Origin of the sequence: Stenotrophomonas maltophilia (assembly GCF_023518235.1) — a bacterium.
Lineage (GTDB): Bacteria > Pseudomonadota > Gammaproteobacteria > Xanthomonadales > Xanthomonadaceae > Stenotrophomonas.
In genome coordinates this window covers 3,518,669-3,537,420 of sequence record NZ_CP090423.1, presented here as the reverse complement: position 1 = coordinate 3,537,420, position 18,752 = coordinate 3,518,669, and the positions used below count along the sequence as shown (strand labels likewise).

Below are 18,752 nucleotides of genomic sequence, written 5' to 3'. Positions count from 1 at the left end.
CTGCCTGCCGGAGAGGACTCCCGCACCCACACCCCAGGCCACGCTGCTGATGGCCGCCCCGATGCTCGACACCTACCGCGAGGTGGTGACGCCGGAGGGTGTACCGCTGCAGCTGCCGGCCGCCGGCCCGGTGCCGCGGGCGATGGCCTGGCTGGTCGACCTCGGCATACGCTTCGCCGTGCTGGTGGTGATGTCGTTTCCGCTCGCGCTGCTGGACGAGTTCGGCTCCGGGCTCTACCTGGCGCTGATGTTCCTGGTCTATTGGCTCTACCCGATCATCTGCGAGGCGCTGTGGGGCCGCACCCTGGGCAAGCGCGCACTGGGCCTGCGCGTGCTCGCCCGCGATGGCGCGCCGGTGGGCTGGATGGCGGCGATCACCCGTAACCTTCTGCGCACCGTGGACATGCTGCCGTTCGGCTACGCACTGGGCCTGGTCAGCAGCCTGTTCGACGCGCATGGCCGGCGCCTCGGCGACCTGGTGGCCGGCACCGTGGTGGTGCACGCGCCGGCGCTGTACCTGCCGCCACCCCCGACCATCGACAGCGTGCTGGTACCGCCGCAGCCGCTGCGGCCGGAGGAACAGGCCGCGGTGCTGGCCTTCGCCGAGCGCGCGCCGCGGCTGTCGCCGGCACGCCAGCAGGAGCTGGCCGGCATTGCCGAACCCCTCACCGGTACCCACGGCCAGGTGGGCGTGCTGCGCCTGTATGCAATGGCCAACTGGCTGTTGGGGCGGCGATGAAGCAGGAGCAGTTCGTCGCCCGTTACCAGCAGGAATGGCAGGACCTGGAGCAATGGCTGCGGCTGCGCGCAGATGTGTCGCGCCGCCGGCGCCGCCAGGCCAGTGAACTGGCCCTGGACGATACCGCCTTCCCGCAACGTTACCGGCGCCTGTGCCAACAGTTGGCCCTGGCCCGCGAGCGTGGCTACAGCCCGCAGCTGGTACAGCGCCTGCAGCAGCTGATGCAGCACGGGCACAGCGCGCTGTACCGCACGCCGCCCACGCGCTGGCGTGCGGCACTGGAATTCCTGGTCGGCGGCTTCCCGCAGCTGGTGCGCAGCCAGGCGCGCAGCATGGGCGTGGCACTGGTGATGTTCGCGCTGCCGACCGTGGCCTGCTTCGTGCTGGTGCAGCTCTACCCGGACCTGATCCATCAGCTGATGGACAACCGCCAGATCGCCGAGATGGAGCGCATGTACGACCCGGCCGCCGAGCGCCTGGGCCGCGACAGCGGCACCGACTGGATGATGTTCGGCCACTACATCATGAACAACATCAGCATCGCCCTGCGCACCTTTGCCAGCGGCCTGCTGGCCGGGCTGGGCACGCTGCTGGTGCTGCTGTTCAACGGCGTGATCTTCGGTTCGGTGGCCGGTCACCTGCAGCACATCGGCCACGGCGACCCGTTCTGGCGCTTCGTGGTTGGCCACGCTGCCTTCGAACTCACCGCCATCGTGATTGCCGGTGGCGCCGGCCTGCAGCTGGGCATGAAGCTGCTGGCGCCGGGCCGGCGCAGCCGCCTGGACGCGCTGGTCGAAGGCGGACGCATCGGCGCGCGGCTGTGCCTGGGCGTGGCCTTCATGCTGCTGGTGGCGGCGTTCATCGAGGCGTTCTGGTCGTCGATTGCCGAAGTACCGGCATGGGGCAAGTTCAGCGTGGCCGGCGTGTTGTGGGCCGGCGTGCTGCTCTGGCTGTGGCGTGGCGGGCGCGGAGGCGGCGATGCGGATTGACCGCCTGGACGTAGTGCTGCGTGCACGCAGCGGCTGGGAGGCGATGGAGCTGGGCAGCGCCCTGGCCCGCCGCCATGCCCGCGCGGTATGGGGCAGCTGGCTGCTGGCCAGTGCACCGCTGTTCGTGATCTTCAATGCAGTGGGTTGGTGGCTGGATGCCTTCGGCTGGGCGTGGCTGGCCATGTGGTGGTGCAAGCCGCTGTTCGAGCGCGCGCCCCTGTACGTGCTGTCGCGCGGCATCTTCGGCGAACCGGTGACGGCGGTGGGCGCCCTGCGCGCGCAACACAGCTGGGGCCACAGCGGATTCTGGGGTTACCTCGGCTGGCGCCGCTTCAGTGTGCTGCGCAGCCTGTGCCTGCCGGTGAACCTGCTGGAAGGCAATGCGCCGAACCAGCGTGGCCCCCGCCGCCGCGCGGTGGCCGCCGGTGCGGCCGGCGCCGCGACGGCGCTGACGGTGCTGTGCATGGTGTTCGAAGCGGTGTTGGTGTCCGGCGCGATCGGCGCGGTGTTCATGTTCATGCCGCTGGAGCTGATGTCCGAATCCTGGCGCGCGGCGTGGGACGTGATCGGCAAGGACACGCCGGCCTGGGCACGCTTCGGTTTCAACCTGGTGTGCTGGCTGGCCTCGGTGCTGATCGGCCCGTTCTTCGTCGGTGCCGGCTTCGGCCTGTATCTGAACCGGCGCACGCAGATGGAAGCCTGGGACGTGGAGATCGCGCTGCGCCGCCTGCGTGGGCGCCTGCTGCCGGTCGCCCCGACGCTGGCCCTGCTGCTGTGCCTGGCACTGCCACTGGCGGTCGGGCCGGTGCACGCGCAGAACGCAGCGCAGAGCGCAGAAGAGGCCAGCGAGACGGGCCTGGACGACACGCCGGACGAGGAAGCCGCCACGGCCGACAATGACCCGGCCAACGCCCCGGCGACCATCTTTGGCACCGCACCGGTGGATACCGCAGGGTTCCGCCAGGCGGTGAGCCGCGCCTATGAAGATCCACTGCAGCGCCCGACGCGCCAGGTCACACACTGGAAACCGATCGAGCAGGCCGAGGAAAAGAAAAAGGACGACAAGGCGCTGCAGCGCGACAGCCGCAACACCGGTGAGCGCAAGGCCCGCAGCAGCGGCATCGCCTGGCTGGCGCGCCTGGCCGAGTGGGGCCTGTGGGGTCTGCTGGGCGTGCTGTTGCTGGTGCTGCTGCTGACCGCCCGGGTGTGGCTGCCGTGGCTGCGTGGCAGTGGCCGGCGCAAGGTCGTTGCCGCGCCAGAAGTGGTGGAAGATCACCTGGAACTGCCGGCCGTGCTGCCACCGGATGTGGCCACCCAGGCCGGCCTGCTGTGGGACCAGGGGCGGCCGCGGCAGGCGTTGGCCCTGTTGTACCGCGCCAGCGTGCGTACCGTGGGTGAGCGCAGCGGCATCGCCCTGCCCCCCGGCGCCACCGAAGCGCAGTGCCTGCGCGCATCGCGGCGCATGCCCGAGGCTGCCGACCGTGACCTGTTCGCGCGCATCGTGCGCATGTGGCAGTACGCCGCCTATGGTGGCCGCCTGCCCAACCGCAGCGACTTCGATGCGCTGGCCGCAACGCTGCGCCAGCAATACCGGTGGCAGGCATGAGCCCGCGCCTGTTCTGGTCGTTGTTGCTGGGTGTGCTGGTGCTGCTTGGCATACCGCTGACCATCCTCTACCTGCGCACGCACGAGCGCGTGACCGAGACCATCACCCTGCCCGCGCAGGGCGAGGCCGCCTACAACCCGCTGTATGTGCTCGGCCAGGCGCTGCGCGCCGACGGTATCGAGGTGCATGCACGGCCCCGGCTGGAGCTGCAGCAGATGGCACTGGGCCGGCACGACACGGTGGTGCTGCTGCAGGACAGCAGCGAACTGCCCGCACCGGTGGCGCGTGCGCTGTTGGCCTGGGCCGGGCGAGGAGGTCATCTGCTGGTGCGCACCCCACCGCCGGCCGAAGATGACGCCGGCAGCACGCAGGGCCCCTTGCTGGACCAGCTGGGCGTGGACAGCCTGTTCCAGCGCAGCGAGTGCCAGCCGTTTCATGTGCAGGATGATCCCGGCCACGTGGAATTCTGCACAGGCCGGCGCTTCACCCTGGGCTTTGCCGCCAGCGCGCAGGCCGAGCGTCGCTGGGGCAGCGATCACGACCTGGTGTTCGCACGCCTGCGCCATGGCCAGGGCCGGGTGAGCGTGCTGGCCGACATGGCATTCATGCGCGGCGAGGTGGATTCGCCTGCTGCGCGCCTGGCGGCCGCCGCCGGCAACGCCAGCGACGGACTGCACGATCGTGCGCACCGCGACCTGACCCGTTACCTGCTTGATCCGAACTACGGCAAAGGCAGCGTCTGGCTGGTCTATGCCAGCCGCCCGCCGTCACTGTGGGCACGCGTGTTCTATCAGGGCTGGCCGCTGTGGGCACCGCTGCTGCTGGCCATCCTGGGCTGGCTGTGGGGCCGCTCGCAACGCTTCGGCAGCCTGTTGCCATCGCCGGTGCTGGAGCGCCGCTCGCTGCTGGAACACGTGCGCGCCAGCGGTGAACTGCTGCTGCGTTTCGGCCAGGGTGCGCGTCTGTACGACGCCGTGCACGCCTTGTTCCTGCATCGCCTGCGCCTGCGCGCACCGGTCGCCGCCGCACTGGAGGGCGCACCGCGCGAACAGGCCATCGCCGAACTGCTGGCCTGGCCGCGCAGCCGCGTTGCCAGCGCACTGACCCCGCCACCACCGCATGATTCCTCCGCCCTGCGCGAGCGCATCCGCTTGCTGCTCCAGATGAGATCCCTGCTATGACCGAAGTTCCCGAACTGCCGGCAGCGGCCCACGCCCGCCTGATCGAGCGCGTCGATGCCATCCGCAAGGCCGTCGGCCATGCCTTCATCGGCCAGGCCGACGTGCTGGACCAGATCCTGGTGGCCCTGCTGGCCGGTGGCCATGTGCTGATCGAGGGTGTGCCCGGGTTGGGCAAGACCCTGCTGGTGCGGGCATTGGCCCAGGCGCTGGAGCTGGACTACGGCCGCGTCCAGTTCACCCCGGACCTGATGCCCAGCGACGTCAGCGGCCACGCCGTGTACGACCCGAAGAGCGAGAGCTTCAAGATCCGCCGCGGGCCGGTGTTCACCCATCTGCTGCTGGCCGACGAGATCAACCGCGCACCGGCCAAGACCCAGTCGGCACTGCTGGAAGTGATGCAGGAAGGCCAGGTGACCATCGAAGGCAAGGCCTTCACCCTGGCACCGCCGTTCATGGCGCTGGCCACGCAGAATCCGCTTGAGCAGGAAGGCACCTACCCGCTGCCGGAAGCACAGCTGGATCGCTTCCTGTTGAAGGTGCTGATCGACTACCCGCAGCTGGAGGACGAGAAGCGCATGGTGGCCGCGATCACTCGTGGCCGCGCCGCCAGCGATTTCGATCTGAGCCAGGTGCCGCGAGTGCTCGGAGCCGGCGAGCTGCTGGAACTGCAGCGTGCCACCGCGGCGATCAGCATCGATGACGAAGTGATCGACTACGCAGTGCGGATTGTCGCCGCCACCCGGCAGTGGCCAGGCATCGCGGTGGGCGCTGGCCCGCGCGGCAGCATCGCGCTGGTGCGCGCATCGCGGGCGCAGGCCGTGCTGGCCGGTCGTGACTTCGTCACCCCGGACGACGTACGCGACATTGCACGCCCGGCGCTGCGCCACCGTATCGCGCTGGCACCGGAACTGCAGATCGAAGGGCAGGATGCCGACGACGTGCTGGGCGCGCTGCTGGCCAAGGTGGAAGCACCGCGCCGATGAGGCCGGCCCCGCTGCTGCTGGCGCTGTTGCTGGGCTGGGCTGCACTGGGCGGCCTGGTCGTGGGCGGATGGCTGCCGTCTTGGAGCTGGGTACTGGCCGCGCTGGTGGTGGCCACGCTGGCGGTGCTGGACCTGTGGCGGCAATGGCGGCGCCCATCGCCGCAGGTGCAGCGCGAACTGCCCGAGGCGCTGGCGCTGGGCGTTCGCCGTGAGGCCGCGCTGCGCCTGCAGGCAGCGCAGGCGATGACCGTGCAGGTGTTCGACCTGGTGCCGGGCGGCTGGCCGCTGGAATCGCTGCCGCAGCGCGTGCGGTTGCAGGCCGGCACCGCCTCCACCCTGCATTACCACCTGCAGCCGCTGCAGCGTGGGCGCTTCCGCTTCGAAGGCGTGCACGTGCGCATGCGCTCGCCATGGCGCCTGTGGTGGCAGCAACGCACCCTGCCGCCGACGCTGGACGTGCGCGTGTACCCAAACTTCGTGCCGCTCACCCGCTTTGCGTTGTTCAGTGCCGACCAGGCCTCGCGGCTGGTCGGTGCGCACGTGAAGCGTCGCCGTGGTGAAGGCACCGACTTCCATCAGATGCGCGAGTACCGGGTGGGCGACAGCCTGCGCCAGCTCGACTGGAAGGCCACCGCGCGGGCGCGCAAGCTGATCTCGCGCGAGTACCAGGACGAAAAGAACCAGCAGCTGCTGCTGATGCTCGACAGCGGGCGGCGCATGCTGGCCAGCGAAGGTGGACTGTCCCACTTCGACCATGCGTTGAACGCCTCGCTGGTGGTGGCGTACCTGGCGCTGCGCCAGGGTGATGCGGCCGGCCTGTTCGCCGCCGGCGGCGAGCGCCGCTGGGTGGCGCCGCAGCGTGGCATGGGCACGGTGGAGCATCTGCTGCGCGCCAGCTATGACCTGCAACCGCGCGCGGTGGCCACCGACTACCTGGCGGCGGCCACCGAAGTGTCGCTGCGCCAGCGCCGGCGCGCGCTGGTGATGCTGGTCAGCAACGTGCGCGACGAGGACATCGAAGACCTGCTGGCGGCCGTGCGCCTGCTGCAGCGACGCCACCTGGTGTGCGTGGCCAGCCTGCGCGAGCGCGAGCTGGACGGCGCGCTGGAGGGTGAGGTGCAGACGCTGGAGGAAGCCGCGCGCGCCGGTGCCGCCGCCCTGTATCTGCAACAGCGCGCGAAGGCGCACGAGGCGCTGCGCGGCGAGAAGGTGATGGTGCTGGACGTGACCGCCGACGCCCTGCCCGGTGCGCTGGTGGAGCGCTACCTGGCGGTGAAGCGCGAAGGGTTGCTCTGATACCAACGATCACTCTGGTAGGTGCCAACCTTGGTTGGCACGAAACCCACAGCGCCGACCAAGGTCGGCATCTACCAACAACGGTTGCCGGCCAGCGGCCGGCACTACCACTGCAACAACCGACGCATCGCTCTGGTAGGTGCCAACCTTGGTTGGCACGAAACCCACAGCGCCGACCAAGGTCGGCATCTACCAACAACGGTTGCCGGCCAGCGGCCGGCACTACCCGCCCTGCCACCGTCAGACGTAGATCCGCGTCGGCGCCTCGTCCACGATCGCGTGCGGCACGAAACGCGCGCTGTCGCGGGTGATCGCGCTGTCGTCCTCGCGGATGCCGATGCCGCAGGCGTGGTCGCCGATCACCCAGCTGCCGATCAGCGGGTAGCCACCTTCGAAGCGGGTGAGCGGATGCGCACGCTGGATGATGGCCGGGCCGTCATACGGACCGTCGCTGCGCTGGGTGCTGCCATCGGCCAGGTGCATATAGATGTTGGCACCTTCGCGCGAGAACAGCGGCTTGCGCACCCAGCCCGAAGCCAGCGTGCTGCCGTCGTCGAAGTGCGCTTCCAGCAGGTTCGGGTGGCCCACGTTACGCTGCCACAGCAGCGGCAGGATGCCCTTGTTGCTCAGCACCGCCTTCCATGCCGGTTCCAGCAGCTGTACGCCCGAACCAGGCAGCGCGCGGCCGAATTCCTCGGCCATCAGGTCTTCCAGCGGGTACAGCTTGAACAGCGTGCCGATCACCGAATCGTCCAGCGCGGTGAAACGGCCGTCCTCGGACAGGCCGATATCCTCGATGGCGATCGCCTGGCCATGCAGGCCCGCCTGCGAGGCGCAATCGCGCAGGTAGTCGACCGTGCCGCGATCCTCGTCCGAGCTGCCCACCGCGCTGAAGTACAGCGGCGGCGGCAGCTGCGTGGCCAGTTCGCCAAAGCGTTCGACCAGCGCCTCGTGGATGGCGTTGAACTGGTCGGCGTGCTGCGGCAGGCGGCCGGCGTTGCGCTGGTCCTCCAACCACTGCCACTGGAAGAAGCTGGCCTCGAACAGCGAGGTCGGCGTGTCGTAGTTCAGCTCGTACAGCTTGGCCGGACCGGTGCCGTCGTAGGCCAGGTCCAGGCGCCCGTACAGGTGCGGCTGGCGCTGACGCCAGCTGTCGGCGATCCAGTCGCGGTAGTGCGACGGAATCGCCAGCTGGTCCATCAGCCGTTCGCTGGCGATGACATCGCCGACCAGGTCCAGCGCCATCTGGTGCAGCTCGGCGCTGGGGTCTTCGATGTCCTGTTCGATCTGGCGCAGGGTGAAGGCGTAGTACGCGCTTTCATCCCAGTACGGCTGGCCGTCGATGGTGTGGAAGCGGAAACCCGCTTCGTCCGCGCGTGCCCGCCACTGGGCACGCTCGGCAATCCGGATGCGCTGCATGGGTCGATCAGCCGCCCACGCTGCTGCCGCTGCGGCGGGCGCTGGTGCTGCCAAAGCCGCTGCGGCTGGCGGTGACCGCCCGGTTCGGCTCGCTGGTGACCGGCGCCAGGCCGGCCTTGCCGGTGCCGATGCCGCTGGCGGTGTTCAGGCCACCGCTGCCGCCCGGGGCCGGGCGCGCCCAGCCGGCGCTCTTGTCCTGGTAGGCCGGCGACGCCGCCGGCGCCTGCGGGGCCAGGCCACCGCGGTTGCTCAGCATCTGCGACATGAAGAAGCCCATCATCATCGGGCCGATGAACGAGGTGCCGGCCGAAGTGTGCTGCTGCACGCACTGTTCCGGCTTGTAGTCCTGCTCACAGGCTTCCTTGCTGGCGTACTTCGGCGCTGCATCGGCAGCCTGCTTCTGCGCTTCGGCGAAGGCATTGCGGCACGACGACGGATCGCCGGTGGCCTCGGTGCAGGCCTCGACGGAGGTGTACAGGCCTTCCTGCACCTTCACCTCCGGCTCCTTCTGGCAGGCGGTGAACAGCAGCGGCGCGGCGCTCATCAGCAGCAGCGCGGTGGTGCGGGAACGTTTCATGGCCTCATGCCCTGTCGACGGATCAATAGCCCAATGATGCCAAATTCACCCCAACAACCGGAATCAGCAAAGTACGAAAGATGAACGGGTTTTCATTTTCGTCAGGCCGTGGGGTCAGATCCCTTCGCGCCGCGATGGGATCTGACCCCGTCGGCACACCGCCGCAAGCGGAACGGGTGGTTGCAGCAGCAACCGAAAAAATTGGCCATGATCGGCCGACCCCCACGTCGTACGGCCCGCCCGTTCCGCCAGCCATGCCTGAATACCGCTCCCGCACCTCCACCGCTGGCCGCAACATGGCCGGTGCCCGCGCCCTGTGGCGCGCCACTGGCATGAAGGATGGCGACTTCCACAAGCCGATCATCGCCATCGCCAACTCCTTCACCCAGTTCGTGCCCGGCCACGTGCACCTGAAGGACCTCGGCCAGCTGGTCGCGCGCGAGATCGAAAAGGTCGGCGGCGTCGCCAAGGAATTCAACACCATCGCCGTGGACGACGGCATCGCCATGGGCCACGACGGCATGCTGTACTCGCTGCCCAGCCGCGAGATCATCGCCGACTCGGTGGAGTACATGGTCAACGCGCACTGCGCCGACGCGCTGGTGTGCATTTCCAACTGCGACAAGATCACCCCTGGCATGCTGATGGCTGCGCTGCGCCTGAACATCCCGGTGGTGTTCGTCTCCGGCGGCCCGATGGAGGCCGGCAAGACCCAGCTGTCCGAGCACAAGCTGGACCTGGTCGATGCAATGGTGGTGGCCGCCGACGACAGCGCCTCCGACGAGAAGGTGGCCGCGTTCGAGCGCAGCGCCTGCCCTACCTGCGGTTCCTGTTCGGGCATGTTCACCGCCAACTCGATGAACTGCCTGACCGAAGCGCTGGGCCTGTCGCTGCCCGGCAATGGCACTACGCTGGCCACCCACGCCGACCGCGAGCAGCTGTTCCTGCGCGCCGGCCGCCTGATCGTCGAACTGTGCCACCGCTGGTACGGCGGCGAAGAAGCAAGCGCGCTGCCGCGCGGCATCGCCACCCCGGCCGCGTTCGCCAACGCGATGACCCTGGACATTGCCATGGGCGGCTCCACCAACACCATCCTGCACCTGCTGGCCGCCGCGCAGGAAGCCGAGGTCGACTTCGACCTGACCCACATCGATGCGCTGTCACGGCGCGTGCCGCAGCTGTGCAAGGTGGCGCCGAACACGCCCAAGTACCACATGGAGGACGTGCACCGCGCCGGCGGCGTGTACGGCATCCTCGGCGAACTGGCGCGCGGCGGCCTGCTGGATACCACGGTACCGACCGTGCACAGCCGCACCCTGGCTGATGCCATCGAGCGCTGGGACGTGGCGGTCAGCAACGAGCAGAGCGTGCACCAGTTCTTCCGCGCCGGTCCGGCCGGCATTCCCACCCAGGTCGCCTTCAGCCAAGCCACGCGCTGGCCCACCCTGGACGTGGACCGCGCCGAAGGCTGCATCCGCAGCGTCGAGCATGCCTATTCGGCCGAAGGCGGGCTGGCGGTGCTGCGCGGCAATCTGGCGGTGGATGGCTGCGTGGTGAAAACCGCCGGCGTGGACGAGTCGATCCACGTGTTCGAAGGCACGGCGCGCGTGTATGAAAGCCAGGACGCGGCCGTGGCCGGCATTCTGGCCGACGAAGTGAAGGCCGGCGATGTGGTGGTGATCCGCTACGAAGGCCCGAAGGGCGGCCCGGGCATGCAGGAAATGCTGTACCCCACCAGCTACCTGAAGTCGAAGGGGCTGGGCAAGCAGTGCGCCCTGCTGACCGACGGCCGCTTCTCCGGCGGCACCTCGGGCCTGTCGATCGGCCACGTTTCGCCGGAAGCGGCCAGCGGCGGCACGATTGGTCTGGTGGAAGACGGCGACCGCATCCGCATCGACATCCCGGCACGCCGCATCGATCTACTGCTGGACGAGGCCATCCTGGCCCAGCGCCGCGCCGACGCTGACGCGCGTGGCTGGACGCCGCGTGCACCGCGACCGCGCAAGGTTACCAGCGCGCTGAAAGCCTACGCCCTGCTGGCCACCAGCGCCGACAAGGGCGCGGTGCGCAACACCGCCCTGCTGGGCGATTGAGTGGCCCTGGGGTCAGAGCCTGGATCACAGCATGGGGTCGGATCCCTTTCGCAGAAAGGGGTCTGACCCCGCTAGCGCACCTCCATCCGCGCCCCTGCACTCACCAGCACCTCCAGCGAGGAACGACGGACGAAAGCCGCGTAGGCATCTCCACGGGTTTCGAAACGCAGGCCCGTGCTGCTCCACGACTCTGGATCGCCTTCCAGCACCACGCCGTGCCTGTCCAGGAATGCGGAGCGGAAGAAGGCATCCAGTGCCCCGTCCCCTGCCTGCAGCAGGCATGAGCGAAGGTGCTGGTCTTCGACGGCATTGATCGGGATCACCCCGTAGGCACGGTCCTGGCCGGCATCCGGGAAATCGGCGTGGATGCAGAAGGCATAGAACAGACGGCCTTCATCGGACAGTACGCCATGGATCAAGCCATCGTAGTACTCCGAATAGAACTCAATCTGCATCTACCTGCTCCAGGCCAGCAGGGCTGGCGGCTGTTTTGATGGCGGTTAGCACAGTGCCCAATGATCGATCAGCAAATCGCCATCCACTGCGTCCAGGTGGTTGACGCCCCCTGCGGGGATGCAGACGTTGTGCTTTGCCGCGATTTCCATCCACAACGAACGCAGCCTGGATGAGTCAGCCATCTTCATCCTGATTCACTTCCGGGTCGCGAAATCGATCAGGAGCCCTTGGAGCATCTGTCCGGTCCAGGTTCACCTCGAACACCTCCCCGTCCTCGATGTAGAGCTGTACGTCGTTGTCGTGTGAGAGCCGGATGTCCAGAACCCAGACCTGCGGAGCGCCCGTCAGCGCATCGCAGAGATCCGCCGTGGATGCCTGTACCGGTCCGTTCGTCATCCGATCTCGAAGGTCATTCAAGGCCGTTGGCGCATCTGTTGCCGAAGGAACATCCATGTGCGCTATCAGCCACATATTCTCCGCACCGAAGTTGGCCCTTAGCGCCTCACTTACCCTGTTCCCTGTGATCGGGAACCCCCAAGCGATTTCGGACATGACCATCGATCTCCGTTGGGCCGCCGTGCGGGTTCGTGCGAAGGCGCGCCTTAGCCGTATCAGAATCGTAACTAAGTTCGTGTGGATGCTGATGATTACCTTGTCGGCCATGGCCAAACGTCCAACCTTGTCGCCTACATGCAGCACCCGCGCCTTTTCGCCACTCAATCGGAGAAATAGAGTGGCGACATTCCAGCCAATCAAATGCTGGAACCAAGGCAGGAGCTGCCCCATTTGGCCTCCCTACTACTCTCGATAGTTGACTGATACAGCCACCCCAGCCGCGAGAGCCTCCACATCAGAAAGATTGGCCACCTCAAATACGGAATAGGTAACCTCACCCGTCAACTCCCGCAGCTCCGATGAATCTTCCAGATCCGAGTCAACCGAAATCAGCTTTCTGATTCCAGCGAATCGGTACTCGGCCTTCTGCCCCTCGATCTCCAGATGGCTACTTTCACCGACCTGTTCGTACTCAGCCGCCAATCCCAGCGCCCGCAGCATTGCCTTGTCCTCATCATCCTCTGAAACAAGGTAGACGTTCTCATGAACTACGTAGGAGCTCTGACCTACATAGCTGTAGTAGAAAATTGCATGTGCGCAATACCACATTCAACACCTCACCCGTCTTCTTCCCGCTTCGACTTGTTCCTGGGTCTCCGAGCCTTCTCCCCAGCATGCCGCTTGCACTCTGCTCAAGACGGTACTCGGACGCCATTGGCACGGCGTTCCAGCTGACCTGATCGCTTCCGCTGTTGCTGGCCCCGGTTCGGGATACTCACCGCGCGGTTGCGAGGCTAGCTTCGCAGGCCCTTGGTAATCTCAAGGAGAAATCCATTCAACCCCACAGGATCCCCCGTCCCCGGATCAAAGTCTTCGACCATTCGTGCCATCACATCCGTCAGGCCACCCAAACGCGCCAGCACTTCCGAAACAAAATCCACCTTGGCCGCGAAGAGAGTCACATCCTGATCGAGACGAACCACCCACTCACTCGAACGGGACAGTACATAGTGGTCAGCAAGGAAGCGCGCATCCTCGGCAAGGAATTCATGCAACGAGCAAAGGCTGGGCGCGGCAAAGAATCCGTCCCTATCCGCTTCGACATCCTTGAACGAGACAATCTCAATCTGTTTCAAGGAAGATGGGCGGCCCAGGTGCACATCCAACCACGCAATCCATATGTCTTCAGGGGCGAAGTACTCATGGCGATTTCTGTCGAAAGCAATCCCAGCCCAGCCTTCAGCCACAATAGGACTGTCAGGCGGCTGCGCATCAGACAATGTTCCATGCAGAAGATCTTTCGATGAGCCTGCAGCCATATCGCCTGATCCTTCTCGTATCTGATCATCGTGGTTGGAACGTTACTTCCCGCAGGATGATGCCAGGTGGTGTCAGAGCTCTTTGCCGGACCATCCTTGCAAGGAAGGTTGGTGGCATGCCGATTCGCATTGCTGCCATCCTTACCGAGCTGCGCAGATCGGACGTCCCTGCGCCCTGAGCCGACCCCATCCCAGCGACAGGCATCCCGTTGGCGGGCTTCCTTGTAGGACTTGGGAACTTTCCTGCGGTCAGTTCCTTGTCAAGAAGCCCCCATCAACGTCCGAGGTCGGCTCATTGAGTTCATCATTGAACCCTTCCCTGATTGCACTGAGCGCAATCCGCGCATCCACGCCATAACCCGACTCAAGCGCCTTCGAAAGATGGCGCGCAACGTCTGCCAGGATCACGCCCCATGCCTTCTCTTCCGAGATCCTGGAGGTCTCTTTGTACAGTCCAACCTTCATCGAGCAATGGAGCGCTTTTGCAGCAATCCACACTCGAAGCATCTCAACTGAATTCTCATCTTCCAGAGCCGCTTCCGGAACAGGACGCTCATTCATGACCTGACTTCCCACCTGCTTGGTGACACTTCATTCCACTGAAGCGGATGACGCTGATCAACTGGCGTATCCCCGGGCCGAACCGCACCTTTCCCTTCCGCCCGATGCTCGGCCAGCCAGTTCTATCCGATTCCCCCACACCCGGCAATCAGACAACTCTGAAACCGCAATCGCGATACGCCCATCCGTTACCCTGCCCGGCATGACCCAACGCCCGACGCGCCAGCCCCTCATCGATGCCCTGCGCGGATTCGCGCTGCTCGGCGTGTTCCTGGTCAACCTGCGCTTCTTCTCGCTCGACGCGCTGATGACCGAGGCCGCGCAGCAGGCCCTGCCCAGCGCTGCGCTAGACCATGCCCTCCGTACCGGCATGGAGTGGCTGCTGGACATGAAGGCGATCACCCTGTTCTCGCTGCTGTTCGGCATAGGCGTGGCGATGCAGATGGAGGGCAACACCCCAGGCCGGATGGCCGCGCACCTGCGGCGGATGGCCGCGCTACTGGTCATCGGCCTGCTGCATTCGGTGCTGCTGTGGTGGGGCGACATCCTGCTGGTGTATGCGGTGGTCGGCCTGCTGCTGCCGCTGTTCCGGCACCTCGGTGATCGCGCCCTGCTGGTCAGCGGCGTGGCCGTCGCCCTGCTGCTGCCGCCCCTGCTGTCGCCGTGGATCCGCGACTGGGTGGCCCTGCTGACCCCACGCGCACAGATGAATGCCATGGCGCTCGATGCGTTGGCCAACGGCACTCTGGCCCAGGCGTGGTGGCGCAACCTGCAACTGGCGGCGTGGCTGAAGCTGAGCAACTGGGCGTTGCTGTTCTTCGTGCTCGGGCGCTTCCTGCTGGGCTACTGGGCTGGCCGTCGCGGCCTGCTGCAGCAGCCGCAGGCGCATCTGCCGCTGCTGCGTTCACTCGCCGCAGGTGGGCTGCTGCTGGGCGCCGCGTTCCTGTGGGTCGATGCTACGGCCGATGCACTCAAGCAGGCCTGGCCGGCGTTGCGCGGTGGTGTACCGGGCTACCTGCTGCGCGTGTCGTACCGCGTTGCACCACTGGCACTGGGCATCGCGGCGGCGGCGACCTTTGCCCTGCTCTATCTGCGCCCGTGGGCTGAACGCGTACTGCGCGTGTTCGTTCCGGCCGGGCGCATGGCACTGAGCAACTACCTGCTGCAGAGCGTGATCTGCGTGCCGCTGTTTGCCGGCTTCGGGCTGGGCATCGGCCCGCTGCACGGGCTGTGGCCGGTGCTGCTGGTAGCGGCCGTGGTGTTCCCGCTGCAACTGTGGGCGAGCGCGTGCTGGCTGCGCAGCCATCGCTTCGGGCCGGTGGAATGGTTATGGCGCAGCGCCAGCGAAGGGCAATGGCTGCCACTGCGGCGGTAGAAAAGGGGACGGAGGGAATTAAGTCGTTCGTGCCTCAAACGACTTAATTCCCTCCGTCCCCTATTTTCCGCTGGGCATCGCCCGGCGCCACCAGAGCGCCTCAGCCGATCACGCGCTTGAACGGTGGCAACGCGTCGATGATGCGCTTGCCGTAACGGCGGGTCAGCAGCCGCGAATCGAGAATGACCACGCGGCCGGTGTCGGTGGAGGTGCGGATCAGACGGCCGGCGAACTGGGTCAGCGTGCGCAGTGCGTGCGGAATGGCAATCAGGTTGAAGGCATTCAGCCCGCGCCCCTCGAACCATTCGCTGAGGGTGGCGGTCTGCGGATCGGTCGGCACCGCGAACGGTACCTGGGTAATCACCACGGTGGTGCAGGCCTCGCCGGGCAGGTCGAGGCCTTCGCCGAACGAGTTCAGGCCGAACAGCACCGAGCCCTCGCCGGCTGCGACGCGGCGCAGGTGTTCGTCGATCAGGCGGGTCTTGGACATCTCGCCCTGCACCAGCACCTGCTTGCGGCGCGCGGCCGACATCAGGCCGGCCACCTTCTCCATTTTCCAGCGCGAGGTGAACAGCACCATCGAACCCTTGGCCCAGTCCAGTTCGGTATCGAGGTAACGCGCCACTTCGCGCGGATGGCCTTCGCGGTCGTCCGGGGTGACCGGGAACTTCGGCACGATCAGCTCGGCCTGGTTGGGCAGGTCGAACGGCGAGGACAGCGAGACCATCTCGGCCTCTTCGGGGATGCCGTTGTCGATCGCCAGCGACTGGAAATCGCCACCACCGGTCAGCGTCGCCGAGGTCATCACCACCGAATCCACTTCATCCCACAGCAGCTTGCGCAGCACGTGCGCGGCCGATACCGGCGAGCCGTGCAGCACCAGGTCGCCGTCGCGGGTGGCGGTGACCCAGCGCGCCATCGGCGGCGCGCCGTCCTTGTCCTCGCGGCGCCAGGCCTGCCACAGGTTGTACTGCTGTTCGATCATCTCCAGCGCCATGCCCAGGTTGCGCTGCAGGCGCTCGCGCGCGGCATCGTCCGGCTTGCCCTTGGCCACCTGCGCGGTGGCCGCATGCGCCCAGTTGTAGAGGCTGCGGGTATCGTCGGCCAGTGCTTCGATCGGCTCGCGCCAGGCCTCGGGCAGGCGGCCGTTGGCGGCGCGCCACATCGGTTCCTCGTCGGCCGGCGCCGGCATCCACACCCGCTCGATGTGGTCACGGAACGCGCGCAGCTGCTTGGCCACGTTGCTGGCCACCTCGATCGCCTCGTTCGGCAGCAGGTTGCCGAGGCGGTCCTTGTCAACTGCGCGGTAGGCGCCGGCGATCAGGATCTGCAGGCGGCCGGTGCGCTTGGCCATTTCATCCAGCGCCAGGCTGGCCGCGCCCTGGTCGATGGCCACGTTGCCGATGTGATGGCCTTCGTCCAGCACCAGCAGCATGTCCGACGGCGCGGCGATCAGTGGCTGGCCGTTGTCGCTGTCGCCGATCGACAGTGCCGACAGCAACAGCGCGTGGTTGGTGACCACGATCTGCGCATCACGCACGGTGTTGCGCGAACGCAGCACCGCGCACTGCGCCGAATACGCGCAACGACGCCCGGCGCAGCCCGAGGCCGGCGTGGTGATGCGGCTGCGCAGGCCGGGGCTGATGGTCTCCGGCGCGTTGTCGATATCACCGTCCCAGCTGCCGCCGGTGAAGGCGTCGGTGAGGCGCTTGGCGATGTCCATCTCAATCGGCGCCAGCGGCCGGTCGAACAGCGGCGCGTCATCCTCGAACATACCGCCCTGCGAGCCCTCGCCCTGCGCCTCGGCGGCATTGCGCGTGCACAGGTAGCGGGTGCGGCCCTTGGCCAGCGCCACGGTCGCTTCCAGGCCGGTGGCCTTGAGGAAATTGGGAATGTCGCGCTCGACCAGCTGCGACTGCAGGGCCACGGTGCCGGTGCTGATCACCAGCTTCTTCTTGCTGGCCAGCGCGATCGGCACGCCCGCGGTGAGGTAGCCCAGGCTCTTGCCGACGCCGGTAGGCGCCTCGACCACGCCGACGCCGCCACTTTTGGACAGCGCGCGCGACACCACGCCGATCATCTGGCTCTGCGAGCGGCGGGTGGAAAAGCCGGGCGTATTGGCCTGCAGCGTCGTGTACGCCTTGCGGATCGCGTCCTTCAAGGGGTCATCGAGCGTGCGCGGAGCGGCGACAGTTTCGGTCACGCCGGGAACTACCGTGGCTGGATCAGGCCGGCCATTGTCGCATGGCCGACCGGGTTCACCGCCGCTGGCAGCCTGAACGGGCCAGCGACGACGCCCGCTGGCGGTCACGGTCCAATGGCCGTGCCGTGGGTGGGGCAGATGCGCCGGGCCAGGCCGGCGCCAACGGTCAGGCGGCCGGGATCGTGCGGGTGCGCAGCAGGCGCACCAGCGCCCACACCAGCAGCACCACGCCCAGCGCCTCGACCATCGCCAGCGCGAAGTGCAGCACGCCGAGGATGGTGCTCAGGCTGGACACGGCGCTGAAATCGCCACTGCGCACCATCCACATCGGCAGGATGCCCGCCGCCATGCCGCCCAGGCTGGCCAGCAGCAACAGCAGCAGGCCCACCAGCGCACCCGTGCGGGTGGCATCGCGCGGTGCGCCCACCACCCAGACCAGGCCGACGCACAGCGCGATCAGCACCGGCAGGCGCACGCCCACCAGGCTCAGCACCGTGATCAGCAGGGTTGCGTTGTCCATTGCTCAGTCCTCGCCGGCCAGCACGGCCGCGCCTTGGCGCAGCGACTGGTAGACCTCGTCGGTCTGCGGGCGCACCCCGTGCCACTGCAGGAAGCTCTCGGCGGCCTGTTCGACCAGCATGCCCAGGCCATCGACGGTATTGCGGCACTCCGCCGCGCGCGCCCAGGCCAGGAAGGCGATGGCCGCCTCGCCGTAGTTGAGGTCGACTGCGGTGGTCATCGAGTTGACCAGCGACAGCGGCAGCTTGAACTCGACGTCGCGGTCGCGGCCGGCCGAGGTGGCGTTGACGATCAGTTCGAAATCGCCCAGCTCGCGCAGGTCTTCCCAGTAGCGGCTGATCGCGCGGCCCGGCTCACCCATCGCATCGATCAGTTCATCGGCGCGTTCCGGCGTGCGGTTGACCACCACCAACTCGGTGATGCCGGCATCGAGCAGCGCCGGGGCGACGCTGCGCGCCGAACCACCGGCGCCGATCAGCAGCATGCGGCGACCGCGCAGGTCCAGGCCGTGGCGATCGGTCAGGTCGCGCACCAGGCCGATGCCATCGGTGGTGTCACCGTGCCAGCGGTCGCCCTTGCGCAGCAGCGTGTTGACCGAGCCGGCGCGGCGCGCGCGCGCGGTCAGCGTGGTGCACACCGAGAACGCGGTTTCCTTGTGCGGCAAGGTGACGTTGGCGCCGACACCGCCCTCGGCGGCGAACGCCTCCAGGCCGGCCAGGAACGCTTCCGGGGCCAGGTCGATCGCGCGGTAATCCACCGCGATGCCTTCCTGGCGACCAAACGCAGCATGGATCTGCGGCGACTTCGAGTGGGCAACGGGGTGTCCGAAGACGGCGTAACGGTCGGTCATGGAATCCTCAAGCTGGCTAGACTGATGCTCTT

General features: G+C 67.3%; 18 protein-coding genes. 8 read left to right on the top strand and 10 right to left on the bottom strand.

What is annotated here, in order from left to right; all coding sequences use genetic code 11:
- The first annotated feature begins 49 nt into the window (after positions 1–49).
- The 6 genes from LZ605_RS16525 to LZ605_RS16500 are packed head-to-tail and all read left to right on the top strand — an operon-like array spanning position 50 to position 6,793.
- Entirely contained in the window at positions 50–739 is a 690-nt protein-coding gene (locus LZ605_RS16525) for an RDD family protein (RefSeq protein WP_249842540.1), read from the top strand.
- Positions 736–1,728 carry a stage II sporulation protein M gene (locus LZ605_RS16520; protein ID WP_249842539.1) on the top strand — a complete coding sequence of 331 codons (993 nt, stop codon included), beginning with the start codon at positions 736–738 and terminating at the stop codon, positions 1,726–1,728. The genes LZ605_RS16525 and LZ605_RS16520 overlap by 4 nt, the downstream gene beginning before the upstream one ends.
- Complete coding sequence (locus LZ605_RS16515; protein WP_249842538.1) at positions 1,718–3,334, top strand: DUF4129 domain-containing protein; 1,617 nt, start codon at positions 1,718–1,720, stop codon at positions 3,332–3,334. The genes LZ605_RS16520 and LZ605_RS16515 overlap by 11 nt, the downstream gene beginning before the upstream one ends.
- Positions 3,331–4,515 carry a DUF4350 domain-containing protein gene (locus LZ605_RS16510; RefSeq protein ID WP_249842537.1) on the top strand — a complete coding sequence of 395 codons (1,185 nt, stop codon included), beginning with the start codon at positions 3,331–3,333 and terminating at the stop codon, positions 4,513–4,515. The genes LZ605_RS16515 and LZ605_RS16510 overlap by 4 nt, the downstream gene beginning before the upstream one ends.
- Complete coding sequence (locus LZ605_RS16505) at positions 4,512–5,498, top strand: AAA family ATPase (protein ID WP_249842536.1); 987 nt, start codon at positions 4,512–4,514, stop codon at positions 5,496–5,498. Before LZ605_RS16510 ends, LZ605_RS16505 begins: the two co-directional genes overlap by 4 nt.
- Positions 5,495–6,793, top strand: coding sequence for a DUF58 domain-containing protein (locus LZ605_RS16500; RefSeq protein WP_249842535.1), 1,299 nt, complete (start codon positions 5,495–5,497; stop codon positions 6,791–6,793). The genes LZ605_RS16505 and LZ605_RS16500 overlap by 4 nt, the downstream gene beginning before the upstream one ends.
- A 240-nt stretch (positions 6,794–7,033) precedes the next feature.
- Here LZ605_RS16500 and LZ605_RS16495 read toward each other — a convergent pair whose 3' ends face one another.
- Both LZ605_RS16495 and LZ605_RS16490 read right to left on the bottom strand, forming a co-directional pair.
- Positions 7,034–8,212, bottom strand: a complete 1,179-nt coding sequence (locus LZ605_RS16495) for a glutathionylspermidine synthase family protein (RefSeq protein WP_249842534.1) — start codon at positions 8,210–8,212, stop codon at positions 7,034–7,036.
- A 7-nt stretch (positions 8,213–8,219) separates the two neighbouring features.
- Positions 8,220–8,789, bottom strand: coding sequence for a DUF1190 domain-containing protein (locus LZ605_RS16490; protein ID WP_249842533.1), 570 nt, complete (start codon positions 8,787–8,789; stop codon positions 8,220–8,222).
- Positions 8,790–9,043: 254 nt separating this feature from the next.
- Between LZ605_RS16490 and ilvD the strand changes: the two genes are divergently transcribed.
- Entirely contained in the window at positions 9,044–10,882 is a 1,839-nt protein-coding gene (gene ilvD / locus LZ605_RS16485) for a dihydroxy-acid dehydratase (protein ID WP_249842532.1), read from the top strand.
- 71 nt (positions 10,883–10,953) lie between these two features.
- Here ilvD and LZ605_RS16480 read toward each other — a convergent pair whose 3' ends face one another.
- The 5 genes from LZ605_RS16480 to LZ605_RS16460 form a co-directional block, all read right to left on the bottom strand.
- Positions 10,954–11,337 carry a hypothetical protein gene (locus LZ605_RS16480; RefSeq protein ID WP_249842531.1) on the bottom strand — a complete coding sequence of 128 codons (384 nt, stop codon included), beginning with the start codon at positions 11,335–11,337 and terminating at the stop codon, positions 10,954–10,956.
- A gap of 175 nt (positions 11,338–11,512) precedes the next feature.
- Complete coding sequence (locus LZ605_RS16475) at positions 11,513–12,124, bottom strand: hypothetical protein (RefSeq protein ID WP_249842530.1); 612 nt, start codon at positions 12,122–12,124, stop codon at positions 11,513–11,515.
- Positions 12,125–12,136: 12 nt separating this feature from the next.
- Complete coding sequence (locus LZ605_RS16470; protein ID WP_249842529.1) at positions 12,137–12,502, bottom strand: DUF4288 domain-containing protein; 366 nt, start codon at positions 12,500–12,502, stop codon at positions 12,137–12,139.
- Between the two features lie 185 nt (positions 12,503–12,687).
- Positions 12,688–13,212: a hypothetical protein gene (locus LZ605_RS16465; protein WP_249842528.1), complete on the bottom strand. Its 525-nt coding sequence runs from the start codon at positions 13,210–13,212 to the stop codon at positions 12,688–12,690.
- Positions 13,213–13,461: 249 nt separating this feature from the next.
- Positions 13,462–13,773 (bottom strand): DUF5076 domain-containing protein, encoded by a 312-nt coding sequence (locus LZ605_RS16460; protein WP_107232531.1) that lies wholly within the window; start codon positions 13,771–13,773, stop codon positions 13,462–13,464.
- 202 nt (positions 13,774–13,975) lie between these two features.
- Here LZ605_RS16460 and LZ605_RS16455 point away from each other — a divergent pair, with 202 nt between their 5' ends.
- Positions 13,976–15,148, top strand: coding sequence for a DUF418 domain-containing protein (locus LZ605_RS16455; protein WP_249842527.1), 1,173 nt, complete (start codon positions 13,976–13,978; stop codon positions 15,146–15,148).
- A gap of 100 nt (positions 15,149–15,248) precedes the next feature.
- Here LZ605_RS16455 and dinG read toward each other — a convergent pair whose 3' ends face one another.
- The 3 genes from dinG to aroE form a co-directional block, all read right to left on the bottom strand.
- The gene (dinG, locus tag LZ605_RS16450) at positions 15,249–17,351 is read right to left on the bottom strand and encodes an ATP-dependent DNA helicase DinG (RefSeq protein ID WP_180879460.1); all 2,103 of its coding nucleotides are present in this window, start codon (positions 17,349–17,351) and stop codon (positions 15,249–15,251) included.
- Between the two features lie 166 nt (positions 17,352–17,517).
- Positions 17,518–17,871, bottom strand: a complete 354-nt coding sequence (locus tag LZ605_RS16445) for a hypothetical protein (RefSeq protein WP_249842526.1) — start codon at positions 17,869–17,871, stop codon at positions 17,518–17,520.
- Between the two features lie 3 nt (positions 17,872–17,874).
- Positions 17,875–18,720 carry a shikimate dehydrogenase gene (aroE, locus tag LZ605_RS16440; RefSeq protein WP_249842525.1) on the bottom strand — a complete coding sequence of 282 codons (846 nt, stop codon included), beginning with the start codon at positions 18,718–18,720 and terminating at the stop codon, positions 17,875–17,877.
- Positions 18,721–18,752 lie beyond the last annotated feature (32 nt).